The organism is Streptomyces sp. NPDC043680 (genome assembly GCF_056436685.1).
The window spans coordinates 78,492-97,876 of sequence record NZ_JBWKCE010000001.1 but is presented as its reverse complement, the minus strand read 5'-3'; the positions used below and the strand labels follow the sequence as shown (position 1 = coordinate 97,876).

The 19,385-nt window shown below is 71.1% G+C and carries 19 protein-coding genes and 2 riboswitches; of the genes, 9 read left to right on the top strand and 10 right to left on the bottom strand.

The window, feature by feature from the left end:
• Positions 1–16: 16 nt before the first annotated feature.
• Genes AC0666_RS00425 through AC0666_RS00410 form a run of 4 tightly spaced genes read right to left on the bottom strand, consistent with a single transcriptional unit; the run spans position 17 to position 2,642 of the window.
• Positions 17–850 carry an energy-coupling factor ABC transporter ATP-binding protein gene (locus AC0666_RS00425; protein ID WP_478706843.1) on the bottom strand — a complete coding sequence of 278 codons (834 nt, stop codon included), beginning with the start codon at positions 848–850 and terminating at the stop codon, positions 17–19.
• Entirely contained in the window at positions 847–1,596 is a 750-nt protein-coding gene (gene cbiQ / locus AC0666_RS00420; RefSeq protein ID WP_468963365.1) for a cobalt ECF transporter T component CbiQ, read from the bottom strand. Before cbiQ ends, AC0666_RS00425 begins: the two co-directional genes overlap by 4 nt.
• 3 nt (positions 1,597–1,599) lie before the next feature.
• Positions 1,600–1,938 carry an energy-coupling factor ABC transporter substrate-binding protein gene (locus AC0666_RS00415; RefSeq protein WP_468963527.1) on the bottom strand — a complete coding sequence of 113 codons (339 nt, stop codon included), beginning with the start codon at positions 1,936–1,938 and terminating at the stop codon, positions 1,600–1,602.
• A gap of 11 nt (positions 1,939–1,949) precedes the next feature.
• Complete coding sequence (locus AC0666_RS00410) at positions 1,950–2,642, bottom strand: energy-coupling factor ABC transporter permease (protein WP_468963366.1); 693 nt, start codon at positions 2,640–2,642, stop codon at positions 1,950–1,952.
• A gap of 28 nt (positions 2,643–2,670) precedes the next feature.
• Positions 2,671–2,888, bottom strand: a riboswitch (cobalamin riboswitch).
• Between the two features lie 137 nt (positions 2,889–3,025).
• Here AC0666_RS00410 and AC0666_RS00405 point away from each other — a divergent pair.
• Positions 3,026–3,739, top strand: a complete 714-nt coding sequence (locus tag AC0666_RS00405) for a flavodoxin family protein (RefSeq protein WP_468963367.1) — start codon at positions 3,026–3,028, stop codon at positions 3,737–3,739.
• Between the two features lie 15 nt (positions 3,740–3,754).
• Here AC0666_RS00405 and AC0666_RS00400 read toward each other — a convergent pair whose 3' ends face one another.
• From AC0666_RS00400 to gcvT, 6 genes are all read right to left on the bottom strand, one after another.
• The gene (locus AC0666_RS00400) at positions 3,755–4,276 is read right to left on the bottom strand and encodes an AMIN-like domain-containing (lipo)protein (RefSeq protein WP_478706842.1); all 522 of its coding nucleotides are present in this window, start codon (positions 4,274–4,276) and stop codon (positions 3,755–3,757) included.
• Positions 4,277–4,378: 102 nt separating this feature from the next.
• Positions 4,379–4,786, bottom strand: a complete 408-nt coding sequence (locus AC0666_RS00395) for an SsgA family sporulation/cell division regulator (RefSeq protein WP_468963369.1) — start codon at positions 4,784–4,786, stop codon at positions 4,379–4,381.
• A 153-nt stretch (positions 4,787–4,939) separates the two neighbouring features.
• Entirely contained in the window at positions 4,940–6,322 is a 1,383-nt protein-coding gene (locus tag AC0666_RS00390; protein ID WP_468581562.1) for an L-serine ammonia-lyase, read from the bottom strand.
• Positions 6,323–6,610: 288 nt separating this feature from the next.
• Entirely contained in the window at positions 6,611–7,867 is a 1,257-nt protein-coding gene (gene glyA, locus AC0666_RS00385; RefSeq protein WP_468581315.1) for a serine hydroxymethyltransferase, read from the bottom strand.
• 16 nt (positions 7,868–7,883) lie between these two features.
• Positions 7,884–8,264, bottom strand: a complete 381-nt coding sequence (gene gcvH, locus AC0666_RS00380; protein WP_361717593.1) for a glycine cleavage system protein GcvH — start codon at positions 8,262–8,264, stop codon at positions 7,884–7,886.
• Positions 8,265–8,376: 112 nt separating this feature from the next.
• Positions 8,377–9,492, bottom strand: a complete 1,116-nt coding sequence (gcvT, locus tag AC0666_RS00375) for a glycine cleavage system aminomethyltransferase GcvT (protein ID WP_468963370.1) — start codon at positions 9,490–9,492, stop codon at positions 8,377–8,379.
• Positions 9,493–9,675: 183 nt separating this feature from the next.
• A riboswitch (glycine riboswitch) is annotated at positions 9,676–9,779 on the bottom strand.
• 189 nt (positions 9,780–9,968) lie between these two features.
• Between gcvT and AC0666_RS00370 the strand changes: the two genes are divergently transcribed.
• The 8 genes from AC0666_RS00370 to AC0666_RS00335 all read left to right on the top strand — a co-directional run bounded on the left by AC0666_RS00370 (position 9,969) and on the right by AC0666_RS00335 (position 18,985).
• On the top strand, positions 9,969–10,625 hold the full coding sequence (locus tag AC0666_RS00370) for an AAA family ATPase (protein WP_468963371.1): 657 nt from the start codon (positions 9,969–9,971) through the stop codon (positions 10,623–10,625).
• 111 nt (positions 10,626–10,736) lie between these two features.
• Positions 10,737–11,471, top strand: coding sequence for an enhanced serine sensitivity protein SseB (locus tag AC0666_RS00365; protein WP_468963372.1), 735 nt, complete (start codon positions 10,737–10,739; stop codon positions 11,469–11,471).
• A 76-nt stretch (positions 11,472–11,547) separates the two neighbouring features.
• Positions 11,548–12,288, top strand: coding sequence for an enhanced serine sensitivity protein SseB C-terminal domain-containing protein (locus AC0666_RS00360; protein WP_468963373.1), 741 nt, complete (start codon positions 11,548–11,550; stop codon positions 12,286–12,288).
• A 528-nt stretch (positions 12,289–12,816) separates the two neighbouring features.
• Positions 12,817–13,809, top strand: a complete 993-nt coding sequence (locus AC0666_RS00355) for an ABC transporter permease (RefSeq protein ID WP_468963374.1) — start codon at positions 12,817–12,819, stop codon at positions 13,807–13,809.
• Positions 13,810–13,850: 41 nt separating this feature from the next.
• Positions 13,851–15,617, top strand: coding sequence for an ABC transporter substrate-binding protein (locus tag AC0666_RS00350; RefSeq protein ID WP_468963375.1), 1,767 nt, complete (start codon positions 13,851–13,853; stop codon positions 15,615–15,617).
• 139 nt (positions 15,618–15,756) lie between these two features.
• Positions 15,757–16,758 (top strand): ABC transporter permease, encoded by a 1,002-nt coding sequence (locus AC0666_RS00345; protein ID WP_468581310.1) that lies wholly within the window; start codon positions 15,757–15,759, stop codon positions 16,756–16,758.
• Between the two features lie 110 nt (positions 16,759–16,868).
• Positions 16,869–17,891, top strand: a complete 1,023-nt coding sequence (locus AC0666_RS00340; protein ID WP_468963528.1) for an ABC transporter ATP-binding protein — start codon at positions 16,869–16,871, stop codon at positions 17,889–17,891.
• A gap of 5 nt (positions 17,892–17,896) precedes the next feature.
• Positions 17,897–18,985 carry an ABC transporter ATP-binding protein gene (locus AC0666_RS00335; RefSeq protein WP_468963376.1) on the top strand — a complete coding sequence of 363 codons (1,089 nt, stop codon included), beginning with the start codon at positions 17,897–17,899 and terminating at the stop codon, positions 18,983–18,985.
• Positions 18,986–19,385 lie beyond the last annotated feature (400 nt).

The following is a 19,385-nucleotide window of genomic DNA, read 5'->3' as shown; positions in this document are numbered from 1 at the left end:
TAGGTTCGCGGCGGTCTCAGGCGTCGGGCGCCGCCAGGGACGCCAGGGCCCCGGGCGTGCGCGGGCCCGGAACGTGCGGCGCCAGCAGGCCGTGGGCACGCAGGAAGGCCGTCACCGCCGGGGACCAGGCCTGGCGCAGGCCGGCCGAGGCCAGCAGCTCCGGGTCCGAGAGGAGGATCTCGGCCGGGCCGCAGCGGATCCCCGCCGGGGTGAGCACCGCCGCGTCGTCGGCCCAGCGGACCGCCAGGTCCACGTCGTGCGTGGCCATGACGACCGTGGTGCCCTGCGCCCGCAGACCCGCCAGGACGTCCAGCAGGCGTTCCTGCCCGTCCGGGTCGAGGCCGGCCGTCGGCTCGTCCAGGATCAGCACCCGCGGGGCCATCGCCACCGCGCCGGCGATCGCCGCGCGCTTGCGCTGCCCGTAGGACAGCAGATGCGTGGGGCGCTCCCGCAGGGCGCTGATGTCCAGCGCCGCGAGCGCCGCGTCCACCCGCTCCCGGACCTCCGGCAGCGGCAGGCCCAGGTTCATCGGACCGAAGGACACGTCCTGTTCGACCGAGGCCGCGAACAGCTGGTCGTCCGGGTCCTGCACGACCAGCTGGACGGCGGAGCGCAGCCGGGTCAGCCCGGCGCGGTCGTGGGCCACCGCGCGCCCGTCCAGGCGCAGTTCGCCCGGCGCCGGACGAAGGCCCCCGCTCAGCAGCCGCATCAGCGTGGTCTTCCCGCTGCCGTTGCGGCCGAGCAGGACCAGCGCCCGGCCCTCGGCGATGGCGAAGTCCACGCCGGACAGGACCGCCGGGCCGTCCTCGTACGCATAGCCGGCGCCGGACAGTTCCACCAACGGGTTCACAGGTACAGCCCCTTCAGGGTGAGGGTCAGCGTGATCAGGGCGGCGAGCAGGGCTCCGGACGCCGCCAGGAACCGCCAGGACACGGCCGCCTCGGGTACGAGCACCCGCAGTGCACCGTCGTAGCCCCGCCCGGCCAGGCCCACCTGGAGCCGGGCCGCGCGGTCGAAGGCCCGTACGAACGAGGTCGCGGCGAGCCCGGCGAGCGAGCGCCACACCGCCGCCCGCCCCGCCTGCCCCAGCCGGGCCGCCTGGGCGCGCCGCACCTGGGCCAGGGAGTCCAGCAGCAGGAAGCCGATCCGGTACATGACCAACGCCACGTCCACCACCGGCGCCGGGACCCCGGCCCGGACCAGCCGGGGCAGGACGTCCGAGACCGGGGTGGTGAAGGCGAACAGCAGCACCCCGAGGGAAGCCGCGGAGGTACGCAGCAGCAGCTCGGCGGCGTGCCGCGGGCCGTCCGGGGCAGGCGCGAGCAGCCCCGCCGGACCGCCCACCGCGAACAGCAGGGGCACCGCCCCCGTGAAGCAGAAGCCCAGGGGAATCCGGAAGGCGCGCCAGAGCTGCCGGCCGGACACCCCCGCCGGGCCGAGGAGCACCGCGAGCGTTGCGGCGGCGGTCAGGGGCCCGCCCGGCCAGGGCGGCAGGCACACGGCCGTGACCGTGAGCCCGAGCCCCAGGAGGGCCTTCTCCAGTGGATGACGGCCTCGCCAGCGGCTGCTGTGGGCCGCCACGTCGATCGGCAGCACCGGCTACGACTCCGCCGACTCGGCCCCGGCCTCGGCCCGCGCCCGGGCGAGCCCCTGGCGGCGGCCCTTGCGCACCCCGAAGTAGTACGCGAGCACGCCCGCGCCCAGCGCGGCCTGCAGGGCGAACAGCGCCGACTCCACCTCGGCGGAGGGGGGCTCGTACAGGGGCGAGAACCACGGCTCGTAGTCCGGCTTGAGCTCCGTGATGGCCGTCTCCGCCTGGGCGTCCGCGCCCGTGAAGGGCTCCTCCCTGCCCTCGCCCATGCCCAGGGCGATCGGCAGGACGGCCAGCGCGGCCACCAGGAGCAGCAGCAAGCCGTTGATCTGCGCGTTGCGGCTCATCTTCCGGCTCATCAGACGGCCGCCTTCTGCTCGGTGGAACCGGTCAGCTTCGCCACGCCCAGCCGGACCAGGTCCGACTTGCTGGACTGCATCAGCAGCCGCATCACGAGGACGGTGAGCAGGCCCTCGCTGACGGCCAGCGGGATCTGCGTGACCGCGAAGATGCCGCCGAACTTCAGGAGCGCGCCCGGGAAGCCGCTGCCCGGGTCCGGGAAGGCCAGGGCCAGCTGCACGGAGGTCACGCAGTAGGTGACCAGGTCGGCGAAGAAGGCGCCGAAGAAGACGGTCACCATCAGCGGGACGCCGGAGCGCCGCAGCAGCACGTAGACCCCGTAGCCCGCCCAGGGGCCGGCGATGGCCATGGAGAAGACGTTCGCGCCGAGTGTGGTCAGGCCGCCGTGGGCCAGCAGCAGCGCCTGGAAGAGGAGGGTGATCGTGCCGAGCACCGCCATGATCGGCGGCCGGAACAGGATCGCCCCGAGCCCGGTACCGGTGGGATGCGAGCAACTTCCCGTCACCGAGGGGATTTTCAGGGCGGACAGGACGAACGTGAACGCACCGGACGCTCCGAGCAGCAGTGTGCTCTCCGGGTTCGCCTTCACCTCGCGGCTGAGGGCGCGTACGCCGTGGACGACGAACGGAGCGGACGCGGCGCCCCAGGCGACCGCGTGCAGCGGGGGCAGAAAGCCCTCGGCTATATGCATGAGTGGGAGACCTCTCCAGCACCTCGTGGATGGACAACGCGCCCCGGCCGGTCTCCTGGCTCACGGGTGATGATGCCCGGGCTCCGCCTTCCCGGGCCGTGCGGAGACTCCCGCGCAGCCCAGTGGCTTCCCGCTGGGGGCACCCCCGGCGGTGGCTGGGGGAGGAGCCGGACTTCCCGTTCACAGTGGCGAGGGCCGCACCGGTTTTCCACCGGTTTCCCGAACACCAAGGCCCGCTGACCCTAGTCGGCCGGACGGACCGGTAACAACCCGACCCAAACCCGCCCACAGGACGGAGGGATTCCACTTCGTCGCCCGCCTCCCGTCCCCCGCACGGGTGCGGCCCGGTGGCGGCCCCGGTCGCCCGTGCCCAGGCTGGGGGCGTGGCTGCCGACTACGACTACTCCGACCTCAGCGCCGTCTACGTGAACTGCACCCTCAAACGTTCCCCCGAGACGAGCAACACCGAAGGGCTGATCGACCGGAGCCGGGCCGTCATGGAGGCGGCCGGCACCCGTACTTCGCTGATCCGCGCCGTCGACCACGACATCGCGACCGGCGTCTGGCCGGACATGACCGAGCACGGCTGGGAGAGCGACCAGTGGCCCGTGCTCTACAGCCAGATCATGGCCGCCGACATCCTCGTGCTGTGCGGACCGATCTGGCTCGGCGACAACAGCTCCGTCATGAAGCAGGTCGTCGAGCGGCTCTACGCCTGCTCCTCGCTCCTGAACGAGCAGGGGCAGTACGCCTATTACGGACGGGTCGGCGGTGCCTTGATCACCGGCAACGAGGACGGCGTGAAGCACTGCGCCATGAACGTCCTCTACAGCCTCCAGCACCTCGGCTACGCCATCCCGCCGCAGGCGGACGCGGGCTGGATCGGGGAGGCCGGGCCGGGACCCTCTTATCTCGACCCGGGATCGGGCGGCCCCGAGAACGACTTCACCAACAGGAACACGACCTTCATGTCCTGGAACCTGATGCACCTGGCCGCGCTGCTCAAACGCGCGGGCGGGATCCCGGCCCACGGCAACCAGCGCTCGGAGTGGGACGCGGGCTGCCGCTTCGACTTCCCGAACCCCGAGCACCGCTGAGGCCGCCGGTGCCGGTCAGCCGCAGGTGTTGCGGTGGGCGACGTCCAGCACGAACCGCTCGGGCGCGTGCAGCGTGAAGGTGCGGAAGGCCGGCTTGCCCCGGAAGGCTGCGCCGAAGGTGACGTACCCCTCGAAGTCACCGGTCAGCGCGAGCCCTTTCAGCCGGAGCAGATGGATCGTGATGAGCTTCGGGCCGTGGTAGACGCTCTGCCCGGCACGGTCGTGCGCCTCGGCGGGATGCAGGCGGATCTGGAGGAAGTGCGTGCCGGCCAGGGGTACGGGCTTGCCGGACCCGTCCTGGACCAGCCTCGGCACGCGGGTGACGGCGACCTGGGGGACGTGCCCCCGCAGGTCGATGACGATCCGGTCGTACGTGCAGTGCCCGCCCCAGCGGGCGTTGACGACGAGCGGAGTGCGCGGGGCGGTGGCGGTGGCGGTGGCCGTCGCGGTGGAGGCCGGAGCGGCGAGAGCGGTCCCGGCGGTGAGCAGGGCTCCGGTGGCGAGGGCCACCACCCGCCGGCGGTGCGGATGGTTCATGGCGTCCCCCTGATTCGGGAGAGACGGGGACAGTGTCATCGGGAAAGACATCCCCGCTCTTCCCGCGGTTCCACCCGAACCGGGCAAAATCGGTAAAATCGCTCAGCGGGTCAGGAGGGCGTCCAGCTCGGCGTCGAGGTCGTAGTACCGGTGCTCCCGGCCCCGCGGCACCAGCTCCACCAGCCGTCGGCACAGCATGCGCACGTCCTTCGCGCGGGCGGAGACGACGCAGCCGTGCACACCGTTGCTGAAGGAGAGGAAGACGCGCGGCTCGCCGCCCGCCCACCCCGGCCAGACCCGCACGTCCCCGTCACCGGTGGCGCAGGCCTCCCCGTCGAGCAGCAGGTCCCGGGCGAACACCCAGCGGGCCAGACGGGTCCCGTCCCCCAGGAAGTCGACGCACAGCTCGAAGGGCCGCTCGGGCCGGTAGACGAATGCGCCGAGGATCGGCAGCGGGGCCGGTGCGGCATCCAACAGGAGGGGGAGGACGCCGTGCTCGGTGCCGGTCATGGGGTGGGCCTCTCTTCGGGCGCAGGTCAGGCGCGGGCGAGGATCGCGGGTGTACCCGCGACTACCCCCGTCCGGCCAAAGTCCTCACTCCCCGGGCCCCTGATTTCCCCGAATCCGCCGTCCGGCCCAATCCCGCCGGGCGCCCCGGGCCCCTCAGCACTCGATGACGTTGACCGCGAGGCCGCCGCGGGCCGTCTCCTTGTACTTGATCTTCATATCGGCGCCCGTCTCCTTCATGGTCTTGATGACCTTGTCGAGGGAGACCTTGTGGGAGCCGTCGCCGCGCATCGCCATCCTGGCCGCCGTGACCGCCTTGACCGCGGCCATGCCGTTGCGCTCGATGCACGGGATCTGCACCAGGCCGCCGACCGGGTCGCAGGTCAGGCCCAGGTTGTGCTCCATGCCGATCTCGGCCGCGTTCTCCACCTGCTCCGGGGAGCCGCCGAGGACCTCGGCCAGGGCGCCGGCCGCCATCGAGCAGGCCGAGCCGACCTCGCCCTGGCAGCCGACCTCGGCGCCGGAGATCGAGGCGTTCTCCTTGAACAGCATGCCGATCGCGCCCGCCGCCAGCAGGAAGCGGACCACACCGTCCTCGTCCGCGCCCGGGACGAAGTTCATGTAGTAGTGCAGGACCGCCGGGATGATGCCCGCGGCGCCGTTCGTCGGGGCGGTGACCACCCGGCCGCCCGCCGCGTTCTCCTCGTTCACGGCCATCGCGTAGAGGGTGATCCACTCCATCGACAGCGCCTGCGGGTCGCCCTCGGAGCGCAGCTTGCGGGCGGTGTTCGCGGCCCGGCGCTTGACCCGCAGGCCGCCCGGCAGGATGCCCTCGCGGGACATGCCGCGCGCGACGCAGGACTGCATGACCCGCCAGATGTCCAGGAGGCCCGCGCGGATCTCCTCCTCCGTACGCCAGGCCTTCTCGTTCTCCAGCATCAGGGAGGAGATCGACAGGCCGGTCTCCTTGGCCAGGCGCAGCATCTCGTCGCCGCTGCGGAAGGGGTACTTCAGCACCGTGTCGTCGAGCTTGATCCGGTCCTCGCCGACCGCGTCCTCGTCGACCACGAAGCCGCCGCCGACCGAGTAGTACGTCTTCTCCAGCAGCGGGGCCCCGGAGGCGTCGTACGCGAAGAGGGTCATGCCGTTCGCGTGGTACGGCAGGGACCGGCGGCGGTGCAGGATCAGCTGGGTCGCCTCGTCGAAGGCGATCTCGTGCGCGCTCCCTATCTCCGCGCCGAGCAGGCGCAGCCGGCCGCTCTGGCGGATGCGCTCCACCTCGTCGTCCGCGGTCTCCACGTTCACCGTGCGCGGGGAGTGGCCCTCCAGGCCCAGCAGGACCGCCTTGGGGGTGCCGTGGCCGTGGCCGGTGGCACCGAGGGAGCCGAACAGCTCGGCGCGCACCGAGGCGGTCTCGGCGAGCACGCCGTCCTTCTTCAGCCGCGTCACGAACATGCGCGCCGCGCGCATCGGACCGACGGTGTGCGAGCTGGACGGACCGATGCCGATCGAGAACAGATCGAAAACGGAGATGGCCACGTTGGCGGACTCCCGGGTCATCCCCATGGTGGTGGGGAGCGGACCGTCCAGTCGCTCTCGCACGGTGGCGAGGCGGCCGACGGAGGGGCGGACTTTGCAGGGATTTGGGCAAAGGGCACCTCGTGGGCACCCTTGCCCGGTTCATCAGCGTACGTCAGTTCGTGCGGGGGACGGTTACGCCGGCCTGTACGGCGGCTGTCGCGGTCTCGACGTACAGGACCGCGGGTCCGGACCGCGAGAAGGGCCCGGCCCTGTGCGAAGCAAGGCCGGGCCCTCCCAAGCCGTTGCCTAGAGCGACGGGTACAGCGGGAACTTCGCGGCGAGCGCCGAGACGCGCGCCTTCAGGGCCGCGCTGTCGTACGTAGGCTTCAGCGCCTCCGCGATGACGTCGGCGACCTCCGTGAAGGCCTCCGCGTCGAAGCCGCGGGTGGCCAGGGCCGGCGTACCGATCCGCAGACCCGAGGTGACCATCGGCGGCCGGGGGTCGTTCGGGATGGCGTTGCGGTTGACCGTGATCCCGACCTCGTGGAGGCGGTCCTCGGCCTGCTGGCCGTCCAGCTCGGAGTTGCGCAGGTCGACCAGGACCAGGTGCACGTCGGTGCCGCCGGTGAGGACGTCCACGCCCACGGCCTTGACGTCGTCCTGGACCAGGCGCTCGGCGAGGATCTTCGCGCCGGCCAGGGTGCGCTCCTGGCGCTCCTTGAACTCGGGCGAGGCCGCAACCTTGAACGAGACGGCCTTGGCCGCGATCACGTGCTCCAGCGGGCCGCCCTGCTGACCGGGGAAGACCGCGGAGTTGATCTTCTTGGCCAGCTCCTGCGTCGACAGGATGACACCGCCGCGCGGACCGCCGAGGGTCTTGTGCGTGGTGGTGGTGACGACGTGGGCGTGCGGCACCGGGTTCGGGTGCAGACCCGCGGCAACCAGGCCCGCGAAGTGCGCCATGTCGACCATCAGGTACGCGCCGACCTCGTCCGCGATGCGGCGGAAGGCGGCGAAGTCCAGCTGGCGGGGGTAGGCGGACCAGCCGGCGACGATCAGCTGCGGCTTGGACTCCTTGGCCAGGCGCTCGACCTCGGCCATGTCGACCTGGCCGTCCTCGCCGACGTGGTACGGGACCACGTTGTAGAGCTTGCCGGAGAAGTTGATCTTCATGCCGTGGGTCAGGTGACCGCCGTGGGCCAGGTTCAGGCCCATGATCGTGTCGCCCGGCTTCAGCAGCGCGAACATCGCGGCGGCGTTCGCCTGCGCACCGGAGTGCGGCTGGACGTTCGCGGCCTCGGCGCCGAAGAGCGCCTTGATGCGGTCGATCGCGATCTGCTCGACCACGTCGACGTGCTCGCAGCCGCCGTAGTAGCGGCGGCCGGGGTAGCCCTCGGCGTACTTGTTGGTCAGGACCGAGCCCTGGGCCTCCATGACGGCGACCGGAGCGAAGTTCTCCGACGCGATCATTTCCAGGGTCGACTGCTGGCGCACGAGCTCGGCGTCGACGGCGGCGGCGACGTCCGGGTCGAGCTCGTGGAGAGGGGTGTTCAGAACAGACATCAGGGTCCCCTGGGGGTCAGTTGCCGGCGGTGAGCTTGGCGTACTCATCGGCGGAGAGCAGGTCCTTCGGCTCGTCCGTGATGCGTACCTTGAACAGCCAGCCGCCCTCGAACGGTGCGGTGTTCACGAGGGCCGGGTCGTCGACGACGTCCTGGTTGAACTCGACGATCTCGCCGGTGACGGGGGAGTACAGGTCGCTGACCGACTTGGTCGACTCCAGCTCGCCGCAGGTCTCGCCCTCGGTCACCGTGTCGCCGACCTCGGGGAGCTGGGCGTAGACGACGTCACCGAGCGCGTTGGCCGCGAACTCCGTGATGCCGACCGTCGCGACGCCGTCCTCGACGTCCGACAGCCACTCGTGCTCCTTGCTGTAACGCAGCTGCTGGGGGTTGCTCATGACCTGATTCTCCTGGATGCGGGGGAGTGCGAACGAACAGTGGTCTTGCGTACTGAGACGGCTCGGGAGGCGGCCGGGGCCGGCCGGCCCGGCCGGGCCGGGGTACGGAGCGTTACTTCTGCCGCTTGTAGAACGGCAGGGCCACGACCTCGTACGGCTCATGCGTACCGCGAATGTCCACGCCGACGCCGGAGGTGCCGGGCGCGGCGTGGGCCGCGTCCACGTACGCCATCGCGATCGGCTTGCCCAGCGTCGGGGACGGGGCGCCCGAGGTGACCTCGCCGATGACCTGGCCGTCGGCCACGACGGGGAAGCCGGCACGCGGGACGCGGCGGCCCTCGGCCACCAGGCCGACCAGCTTGCGCGGCGGGTTCGTGGCGGCGCGCTCGGCGGCGGCCTCCAGGGCGGCGCGGCCCACGAAGTCGCCCTCCTTCTCGAACTTCACGACCCGGCCCAGCCCCGCGTCGAAGGGGGTCAGGGCGGTGGTCAGCTCGTGCCCGTACAGCGGCATGCCCGCCTCCAGGCGCAGGGTGTCGCGGCAGGAGAGGCCGGCCGGGACCAGGCCGGCGCCCTCGCCGGCCTTGGTCAGCGCCTGCCACAGCTCCACGGCGTGCTCGGGGGCGACGAACAGCTCGAAACCGTCCTCGCCGGTGTAGCCCGTACGCGCGATCAGCGCGGGCACGCCCGCGACCGTGCCCGGCAGGCCGGCGTAGTACTTCAGCCCGTCCAGGTCGGCGTCGGTGAGGGAGGCGAGGATGCCGGGGGACTCCGGGCCCTGCACGGCGATCAGCGCGTACGCGTCGCGGTCGTCGCGGACCTCGGCGTCGAAGCCGGCGGCGCGCTCGGTCAGGGCGTCCAGCACGACCTGGGCGTTGGAGGCGTTCGCGACGACCATGTACTCGGTCTCCGCGAGGCGGTAGACGATCAGGTCGTCGACGATCCCGCCGTCCTCCTGGCAGATGTGCGTGTAGCGGGCGCGGCCGACGCCGACGGTGGAGATGTTGCCGACCAGCGCGTAGTCCAGGGCCTTGACGGCCTCCGGGCCGGTCAGCGTGATCTCGCCCATGTGGGACAGGTCGAACAGGCCGGCCTTGGTGCGGACGGCGTTGTGCTCGTCGCGCTCACTGCCGTACCGCAGGGGCATGTCCCAGCCCGCGAAATCGGTCATGGTCGCACCGAGCGAACGGTGCAGCGCATCGAGGGCGGTCAGGCGGGGGGCGTTGCTCATGGGTGTGGCTCCCGGGTCCCAGGGCATGACATGACGAGGACGGTCCTCCCCATCTGTCATCGGAACCTGAGAGGTTCGCCGAAAGGTCCCGGCCCGGCCGGGATGCGTCGACTTGCACCTTGGGTGGAGCGTGCGCCGGTTCCGTCACGGCGGACGGCGGCGCTGCTCGCTTTTCAGATCTGCCTCATCCACGCGGTACGGGGCCTGAGAGATTCAAGGGAGGAACTTGCTCCTTCGGCGCCCGGACACGGCCTGTAGGCCTGCCGGGACTCTCCCGCGCGGATTCAAGCGGCCGGTATGCAGTTGGTCCAGATGGCGCACATCATTGCACGCCCCGGGGGTGATCGGGCGGGTGGGCCCGCAAGAACGTGCGGACGTGAGATGGCCCGGCCGGAACCGCCGCCGCCGGATTACCGTCTCTTTACATTCAGTGGGCATGGGGTCGTGAGGACCCGGATCGGGGGGAGGCGGTCACCGTGCGGAGATTCGGACTGCTGGCGGCGACGACCGGGACCGTGGACGGGGTGCCGGCCCAGCGCAGCCGCGCCGAGGAGGTCCTTCCGGTACGCGACCTGCGCGGACGCGGGACGCGGGGCCCGCGCTGGCTCGGCTTCGCGGAGGGGGACATCGTCGTGGTCTCCGGCCTGCCCGGAGGCGGCAAGAGCACGCTGATCCGACGGGCCGCGCAGGGCCGCGGCATCGACTCGCAGGACGTCCGCGAGCGCTGGGAGCAGCGGATGCCCGGGGCCCTGCCGTACGCCGTGTACCGGCCGCTGGTCCGCGCCGCGCACTACTGGGGGCTGTGGCGCACGCTCCGCTCCGGAGCCTCCGCGGTGGTCCACGACTGCGGCACCCAGGCCTGGGTCCGGGCCCTGCTCGCGGCGGTGGCGCGCCGCCGCGGCCGGGCCCTGCACCTGCTGCTGCTGGACACCACCCCCCAGGAGGCCCTGTCCGGGCAGGCGGCCCGGGGCCGCGGCGTGTCGGCGTACGCCTTCGCCCGGCACCGGGGGGCGGCCGCCCGCCTGCTGCGCGCCGCCGAGTCGGGGCGGCTGCCGGCGGGCTGCGCCTCGGTGGTGCTGCTGGACCGCCCGGCGGCCTCCCGGGTGACCCGGATCGCCTTCCGCGGGCAGTGATCGGGGGCGTTCCGGGCGGGGGAGCCCCGGGACAGGGGTGCGCCCCGAGCCGTCCACGCCGAGCCGTTAATCTCGGGCGGGCAGACCTTGGGCGAAACAGCGGAGGCGTAGATGCACGGCGGCGGCTGGCCGGAGAACGAGCTGGAGCAGGTGCTCGGGGCGGCGCTGGGGCAGGCGGACGCCGGTGCGCGGATCGTCGAGGTGCTCGGGCGCAGCCGGGTCTGGGTGCCGCTGCCCGCCGGCGGGAGCCCGGACGGGCCCGGTCTGACCCTGCCCACCATGGACATCGGCGGTGCCGCGTTCGTCCCCGTCTACAGCTCGGAGGGCCAGCTGCGCGCCTGCGCCGGCCCCGCGCTGGACTTCGCCGTGGCCCCCGCCGTCGAGTTCGCGCGCGGGCTGCCCCCACAGCTCGGCATCGCCGTGAACCCCGGCGGGGCCGTCGGCGTGCCGCTGCCGCCCCCGGCCGTCGCCGAGCTCTGCCGCACCGGGCGCACCCCGCTCGACGGCCCGGCCGGCGGCGGGCGGGTGCGGCTGTACGAACCGGACTGGCAGGAGGACCCGGTGGACTTCCTGTCCGCCGCCGCGGAGGAGTTCCGCGCCACCGGGGTGGTCGCCGCCGCCCACCGCTGCCTCGCCAGCGTCGAGGGCGGGGCCCCGGAGCTGTACATCGGTGTCCGACTGGTGGGATGGGAGGCCGAGATGCGAAATGCCCCGCTGGAGGCCCTCGGCCGGGCCCTGACCCGCGTTCCGCCGCCCTGGCCCGTGCAGTTGATCCTGCTGGACGCCGCCGAGGACCCGGTGGTCGACTTCATTTGTGAGCGCGTACGCCCCTTCTACCTCCCGTAGGGCCGCTTAAGCTGGTGGCCGATACGGGTGTATGCCGTGCGCTCGCGCGGACGAAGCGGACGAAGAGGGGTACCGGGTGAGTGCGTCAGGCACGGCCGCGGCCGGGCAGGTCGAGCACATGATGCGCCAGGTGACTCCCGGGCGCTATGAGGGCTACGAGTCGCTCCTGCACGCCCTGGCCGAGGGCCGGCTGTGGATGCTGCTGTGGCAGGGGCAGCCGGGCTCCCCCGACGCCCAGTACGGCGGCATGGAGATCGAGGGCCTCGGATACGCGCCCTGCGCCACCTCCCCCCAGGAGCTGGCCGCCAGCGGCTGGAACCGGGGCTACGAGGTGGTCACCGGCCGGGACATCGCCCGCGCCCTCTACCCGGACCGCTGGGGCCTGTGGCTGAACCCGCACGCCCAGGGCGGCGGCCTCGGCATCCCCTGGGCCGATCTGCGCCGCATCGCCACCGGGCTGGACCGGATGCCGGCGGGCCCGCTGCGGCTCTCCGAGCCCACCCTGGAGCTCCCGCAGTTCTACGGGCTGCTGACCCAGCACGCGCACCGCACGCCCGCCGTGCGCTCGCTGCGCCGCGCGTGGGTGCAGCCCGCGCTGGGCTCCCCGTACCTGGCGGTGGGGCTCGACCTGTACGACGCCTCCGCGCCCGCGCTGGAATCCGTACGGGAGATGATGCGCCAGTCCGTCGGCGCCGTCCCCGACGGCGTACCGGTGTGCACGGTGGCGCTGGCGGACGAGCACGACCCCGTCGCGATGTGGCTGCGGGCCCAGACCCGCCCCTTCTACGACCGGGAGGGCCACGCTCCGGCCTACTGACCGGGGCTGCCCGGACCCTGAGACATCCGGACAGGGCGCCACCCGAGGCCGCAGGGAACCACCGTTCCCTGCGGCCTTCGCCTTGTCCGGATTTCGCCGTGGATGTGGGCCCAAAAGGCATGCGAGTCCGGCGAGTTGGGTGCCATGTCCGATTGCGTACCGAACAGACGGGCTTGCTCCGCTGAGGCGAGAGCGAAGTCCGGATAACGGGAACCCGACCCTCACATCACGGTTACGCATCCATTGGTCTGCGGGTCTGGCGGCTGATCGCGGGCCCGATGAAGACTCCCCACCCAAGAGCCGGTCAGTCCTCCAAGACGCGGTTCGGCACCTGCACTTCGCTCGTCTTCCTGCACGGCTGCCCAGGCAGCACCTGCACAGCACCGCGTACCGCACCATCTGCCATTCCTGCACCTCAGCACGCGTACTGCGTATCACCACGCACTCCGAGCGCCACTCCGCACCAACGCCGCCACAGCGGCGGGCATGGGCCGGCACACCCGTCGGCCGAGAGGGGTCCCCACCACGATGACGGCACCACTGCATGACACGAGCGCGGAATCGCCCGCACCCGTGTCCGTAGCCGACGTCCCTGCCAAGGCCATCGAAGGCCGCTCGCCCGGCCGCATCGCCTGGATGCGGCTCAAGCGCGACAAGGTCGCGCTGACCGGCGGCGTGATCGTGATCTTCCTGATCCTGGTGGCGGTCTTCGCCCCGCAGATCGTGAGCCTGCTGGGCCATCCGCCCAACGAGTTCCACGAGGACCTGATCGACCCGGACCTCGGCACGCCGCTCGGCTCCTTCGGCGGCATGAGCTCCGACTTCCTGCTGGGCGTCGAACCGACCAACGGACGCGACGTGTTCAGCCGGATCGTCTTCGGCGCCCGCATCTCGCTGGTCGTCGCCTTCCTGGCGGCCTTCGTCTCCGTCGTCATCGGCAGCCTGCTCGGCGCGCTCGCCGGGTTCCTCGGCGGCTGGGTCGACGCAGTCATCAGCCGCACGATGGACCTGCTGCTGGCCTTCCCGCAACTGCTGTTCACCATCGCCCTGGTCTCCGTCGTCCCCAACTCCCTGTGGGGATTCGAGGGTTCGGGCGTCCGGATGGGCGTGCTGATCGTCGTCATCGGCTTCTTCGGCTGGCCGTACATCGGCCGTATCGTCCGGGGCCAGACGATCTCCCTGCGTGAACGCGAGTACGTCGAGGCCGCCCGCAGCCTCGGGGCCGGCCGCGGCTACATCCTGGTCAAGGAGCTGCTGCCCAACCTGGTCGCACCGATCCTCGTCTACTCGACGCTGATCATCCCGACCAACATCCTGACGGAGGCGGCCCTCAGCTTCCTCGGCGCAGGCGTCAAGCCGCCCACCGCCTCCTGGGGAAAGATGCTCTCCGACGCCGTCCCCATCTACCAGGACGACCCCACATACATGGTGGTCCCCGGTATCACGATCTTCATCACCGTCCTGGCGTTCAACCTCTTCGGGGACGGGCTGCGTGACGCACTCGACCCCAAGGGCAGCTGAACCGCTTCACCGATTCACCCACCAATGGAGGTTGGACAACCGTGATCCGCAGAAAGCAGGCACTCGCGATCACCGCAGTGATCGCCGCCCTGTCCCTGACCGCCGCGTGCGGTGGCAAGGACGGCGACAAGAAGGACGAGGGCAAGGGCAACGGCGCCGCCGCCTTCAACGCGGCCACCACCGGCTTCGTGAACCCCTCGGACGCCAAGGGCGGTGAGCTCAAGCTCTGGTCGCCGCAGGACGTCGACTACCTCGACCCGGCGCGTGCCTACTACGGCTTCGTGTGGGACATCCAGCGCCTCTACGTGCGCCAGCTGCTCGCCTACGACAGCAAGCCGGGCAAGGACGGCAGCAAGCTCGTCCCGGACCTCGCCGAGGCCCTGCCGGTGCTGAGCAACGAGGGCAAGACGTACACCCTCAAGCTCAAGGACGGCGTGAAGTTCGAGGACGGCTCGCCGATCACCTCGAAGGACATCAAGTACGGCATCGAGCGCGTCTTCGCGCAGGACGTGCTGTCCGGCGGTCCCACGTACCTGATCGACATCCTCGACCAGGGCCAGAAGTACCCCGGCCCCTACAAGGACACCGACCCCAACAAGATGGGCCTGAAGTCCGTCGAGACGCCGGACGACAAGACGATCGTCTTCAACCTGGCGAGCGCCAACTCCGACTTCAGCTACCTGCTGGCCATGCCGTCCTCCTCGCCGGTCCCGGCGGCCAAGGACACGGGCGCCACCTACACCAACAAGCCGGTCTCCACCGGCCCGTACAAGGTGGAGAGCTTCACCGCGAGCAAGGGCGCCACCTTCGTCCGCAACGAGAACTGGGACCCGAAGACCGACACGATCCGCAAGGGTCTGCCGGACAAGGTCTCCTTCACGGTGACCACCAACCCGGACGACATGGACGCGCGTCTGCTGTCGGGCGACATCGACCTCGCCATCGACGGCACGGGCATGCAGCAGGCCGGCAAGAACAAGGTCCTCAAGGACGAGAACCTCAAGAAGAACGCGGACAACCCGTTCACGGGCTACATCCGCTACTTCGCCTTCCCGACGACGGTCGCGCCCTTCGACAACATCGAGTGCCGCAAGGCCGTCATCTACGCGGCCGACCCGAAGTCCCTGCAGACCGCCCGCGGCGGCCCGACCAGCGGTGACCTCGGCGCCAACATGCTGCCGCCCGGCATCCCCGGTGCCGACAAGAGCTACGACCCGTACAACCTGACGAAGGGCGAGCCGCAGGAGGCCAAGGCCAAGGAGGCCCTCAAGGCCTGTGGCAAGCCGGACGGCTTCGAGACCACCATCGCGGTGCGCAACAACCGCGCCCCCGAGGTCAAGACCGCCGAGTCCCTGCAGGCGTCCCTCGCCAAGGTCGGCATCAAGGTCACCATCGACCAGTACGACGGCAAGCTCTCCTCCTCCACGATCGGTTCGCCCGAGAACGTGAAGAAGAAGAACTACGGAATCATCGTCATGGGCTGGGGTGCCGACTACAACTCCGGCTCGGGCTTCCTGCAGCCGCTGGTCGACGGCTCGTTCATCCAGCCCAACGGCAACAACAACTACACGATGATCAACGACCCGGAGATCAACCAGCTGTTCAAGACGGCCGCGGCCGCCAAGACGCCGGAAGAAGCCGCGCCGTTCTACACCCAGATCAACCAGAAGGTCATGGAGAAGGCGCTCTACCTGCCGATCAACTTCGACAAGGCCTTCGTCTACCACAACCCGCGCCTGACCAACGTCTACTTCAACGACTCCATGGGCAAGATCGACCTTGCCACCGTGGGCATCGCTGCCAAGTAACCGAAAGTCAAGCTCAGCAGGCAAGTAAGTAAGTGCCTTCACCGCACATGCGCTAGTCCGAAGGGCAGGTGAAGGCCGCAGGCGGCGGCTGTCGTCCCCACGAGGGACGGCAGCCGCCCGCCCCGGGCGGCCGACTGCAGTGCTCGTCTACCTCATACGGCGGCTTTTCAACGTCGCCGCCACGCTGCTGGTGGTCTCCGTGGTCACCTTCGGCATCTTCTTCGCGGTCCCGAAGCTGACCGGCAGTGATCCCGCGCTCATGTACGCCGGCCGCGAGACCAACGAGACCGCCCTGGCGGGCATCCGCGTCAAGATGGGCTTCGACAAGCCCATCTCCGAGCAGTACCTGACCTTCGTCAAGGGCATCTTCGCCGGCCGCGACTACGACGGCGGCACCGATGTCACGCACTGCGCGGCGCCCTGCTTCGGCTACTCCTTCAAGACCGAGGCGCCCGTCTGGGAGACCATGGTCGACCGCATGCCGGTCACCCTGTCCCTCGCCCTCGGCGCGGCGGTCATCTGGGTACTCGCAGGTGTGGCCACCGGCGTCGTCTCCGCCCTCAAACGCCGGACCGCCATCGACCGCACGGTGATGGTCGGCGCACTCGCCGGCGTCTCCCTGCCGATCTTCTTCACCGGCATGGTGGCCCCCGCGATCTTCGTCTACAGCCTCGGCTGGCTGGACGTCTCCAACTACAAACCCCTCACCGAAGACCCGGTGGCCTGGCTCAACTCCATGATCCTGCCCTGGGTGACCCTGGCCTTCCTCTTCGCCGCCACCTACGCCCGCATCACCCGCGCCACGATGCTGGAAGTGCTCGGCGAGGACTACATCCGCACCGCCCGCGCCAAGGGACTCAAGGAGGGCGTGGTCATCCGCAAGCACGCCCTGCGCTCCACCCTCACCCCGATCGTCACGATGTTCGGCCTGGACCTCGGCGGACTCCTCGGCGGTGCTGTGCTCACCGAGACGACCTTCAACTTCCAGGGTCTGGGGACGGCGGCCGTCGCCGCCATCGGCCAGGGCGACCTCCCCGTGATCATGGGTGTCACCCTGCTCGCCGCGCTGTTCGTGGTGATGGCCAACCTGATCGTGGACATGCTGTACGCCGTCATCGACCCGCGCGTGAGGCTGACGTGACCGAGACCCCTTCCTCTTCTTCCGGCACCGCCGGCCCCGGCTCCGGTGCGACCCCCGAGGACGGGCCCGCGTTCGTCCCCGAGCAGGCCGGCCCCCGCGACGGCGCCTTCCTGTCGGTGCGCGACCTCAAGGTGCACTTCCCGACCGACGACGGCCTGGTCAAGTCCGTCGACGGGCTCTCCTTCGACCTGGAGCGCGGCAAGACGCTCGGCATCGTGGGCGAGTCCGGCTCCGGCAAGTCGGTGACCTCGCTGGCCATCATGGGTCTGCACCGCACCGGCAACGCGCGCAGCCGCCCGCACATCTCGGGCCAGGTCGTCCTCGACGGGGAGGACCTCGTCCGGGCCGACGCGGACCACGTACGCAAGCTGCGCGGCCGCAAGATGGCGATGGTCTTCCAGGACCCGCTGTCCGCGATGCACCCGTACTACTCGGTCGGCAAGCAGATCATCGAGGCGTACCGCACCCACCAGGGCGTCGACAAGAAGACCGCCCGCACCCGGGCGGTCGAGATGCTCGACCGGGTCGGCATCCCCGAGCCCCACCGGCGCGTGGACGCGTACCCCCACGAGTTCTCCGGCGGTATGCGCCAGCGCGCGATGATCGCGATGGCGCTCGTCAACAACCCCGAACTGCTCATCGCGGACGAGCCGACCACCGCCTTGGACGTCACCGTCCAGGCGCAGATCCTCGACCTGATCCGCGATCTGCAGAAGGAGTTCGGCTCCGCGGTCATCATGATCACGCACGACCTCGGCGTGGTCGCCGAGATGGCTGACGACATCCTCGTGATGTACGGCGGCCGGTGCGTGGAGCGCGGCACGGCGGAGAAGGTCTTCTACGAGCCCCGCCACCCCTACACCTGGGGCCTGCTCGGCTCCATGCCGCGCATCGACCGCGACCAGACCGAGCGCCTGATCCCGGTCAAGGGCTCCCCGCCCAGCCTCATCAACATCCCGAGCGGCTGCGCCTTCAACCCCCGCTGCCCCTACGCCGACGTCCCCAAGGGCGGCATCACCCGCACCCAGCGGCCCGAGCTCACCGAGGACGACAGCCGGCACTGGTCCGCCTGCCACATGTCGCAGGAGGAGCGGACCCGGATCTGGACCGAAGAGATTGCGCCGAAGCTGTGACCGACATGAAGAAGGACCCCGTCCCCGCGAAGGACTCCGCCTCCGAAGCGGAGCCGCTGCTGAAGGTGACCGGCCTGGTCAAGCACTTCCCCATCAACAAGGGGCTGCTGCGCCGGCAGGTCGGGGCCGTCAAGGCCGTGGACGGCATCGACTTCGACGTCCGGCGCGGTGAGACGCTGGGCGTGGTCGGCGAGTCCGGCTGCGGCAAGTCGACCATGGGCCGGCTGATCACGCGCCTGCTGGAGCCGACGGGCGGCACGGTCGAGTTCGAGGGGCGCGACATCACGCACCTCGGGGTCGCCGGGATGCGTCCGCTGCGCCGCGACGTGCAGATGATCTTCCAGGACCCGTACGGCTCGCTGAACCCGCGGCACACCGTGGGCACCATCGTGAGCGCCCCCTTCAAGCTCCAGGGCGTGGAGCCGGAGGGCGGGCTCAAGGCGGAGGTGCAGCGCCTCCTCTCCCTGGTGGGCCTCAACCCGGAGCACTACAACCGCTACCCGCACGAGTTCTCGGGTGGCCAGCGCCAGCGCATCGGCATCGCCCGGGCGCTGGCCCTGAAGCCGAAGCTGGTGGTCGCGGACGAGCCGGTCTCGGCGCTGGACGTGTCGATCCAGGCCCAGGTGGTCAACCTGCTGGACGACCTCCAGGAGGAACTCGGCCTCACGTACGTGATCATCGCGCACGACCTGTCGGTCATCCGGCACGTGTCCGACCGGATCGCGGTGATGTACCTCGGCAAGATCGTGGAGCTGACCGACCGCAAGTCGCTGTACGAGAGCCCGATGCACCCGTACACCAAGGCGCTGCTGTCGGCCGTGCCGGTGCCGGACCCGCGCAGGCGCGGGGCGAAGAGCGGGCGGATCCTGCTCAAGGGTGACGTCCCGTCCCCCATCTCCCCTCCCTCCGGCTGCCGCTTCCACACGCGGTGCTGGAAGGCCACGCAGATCTGCACGACGCAGGAGCCGCCGCTGGCGGCGCCGGTGACCGGCCACCAGGTGGCCTGCCACCACCCGGAGAACGCCCCCGACCAGGCCCCGGGCGACCCCGCCCTGCCGGGCGCGGCGGACGTGGTGGCGGTGGTCTCGGAGTAACCCCGAAGCCAGCCGGTGACCCGGGCCGAGTAGCGGTCGCCCCCGGGCCACCGGCTCACTTTTCCCCCGCGCCGCGCCCGGCGGGGTCCGCGCACCCCAGGCTGCGCGCCTGGCCCCGCCGTGCGTCCCGCCCGGCCGGGTGCCTCGCGGGCCCGGGCGCCGCGGTGGCCGTTCGGGCACGGAGCAGCCACGCGTGCCCGCCGGGGCGTCGGGCATGCCTGCCGACCGCGGGTGGCCCCGGCCCAGCCTGCGGGTGCCGGGTTTGGCCGGCCCGCTGCGTGCTGGGGTGGCCGTTCGGGCGCGGAGAGGCCGGGCCTCGCGGCGCGGCCGCGGGCGCGCAGCAGCCAAGCCGTGCCCGCCGGGGCGCCCGCCGCGCCCGTTGACCGGGTGCCCCCGGGCG

Excerpts from the sequence above, each read along its gene's own strand:
- AC0666_RS00410 (WP_468963366.1), bottom strand. The coding sequence starts at position 2,642 with ATGCATATAGCCGAGGGCTTTCTGCCCCCGCTGCACGCGGTCGCCTGG.
- AC0666_RS00400 (WP_478706842.1), bottom strand. The coding sequence starts at position 4,276 with ATGAACCATCCGCACCGCCGGCGGGTGGTGGCCCTCGCCACCGGAGCC.
- AC0666_RS00395 (WP_468963369.1), bottom strand. The coding sequence starts at position 4,786 with ATGACCGGCACCGAGCACGGCGTCCTCCCCCTCCTGTTGGATGCCGCA.
- gcvH (WP_361717593.1), bottom strand. The coding sequence starts at position 8,264 with ATGAGCAACCCCCAGCAGCTGCGTTACAGCAAGGAGCACGAGTGGCTG.
- AC0666_RS00355 (WP_468963374.1), top strand. The coding sequence starts at position 12,817 with ATGACGGCACCACTGCATGACACGAGCGCGGAATCGCCCGCACCCGTG.
- gcvT (WP_468963370.1), bottom strand. The coding sequence starts at position 9,492 with ATGAGCAACGCCCCCCGCCTGACCGCCCTCGATGCGCTGCACCGTTCG.
- AC0666_RS00365 (WP_468963372.1), top strand. The coding sequence starts at position 10,737 with ATGCACGGCGGCGGCTGGCCGGAGAACGAGCTGGAGCAGGTGCTCGGG.
- AC0666_RS00415 (WP_468963527.1), bottom strand. The coding sequence starts at position 1,938 with ATGAGCCGCAACGCGCAGATCAACGGCTTGCTGCTGCTCCTGGTGGCC.
- glyA (WP_468581315.1), bottom strand. The coding sequence starts at position 7,867 with ATGTCTGTTCTGAACACCCCTCTCCACGAGCTCGACCCGGACGTCGCC.
- AC0666_RS00335 (WP_468963376.1), top strand. The coding sequence starts at position 17,897 with ATGAAGAAGGACCCCGTCCCCGCGAAGGACTCCGCCTCCGAAGCGGAG.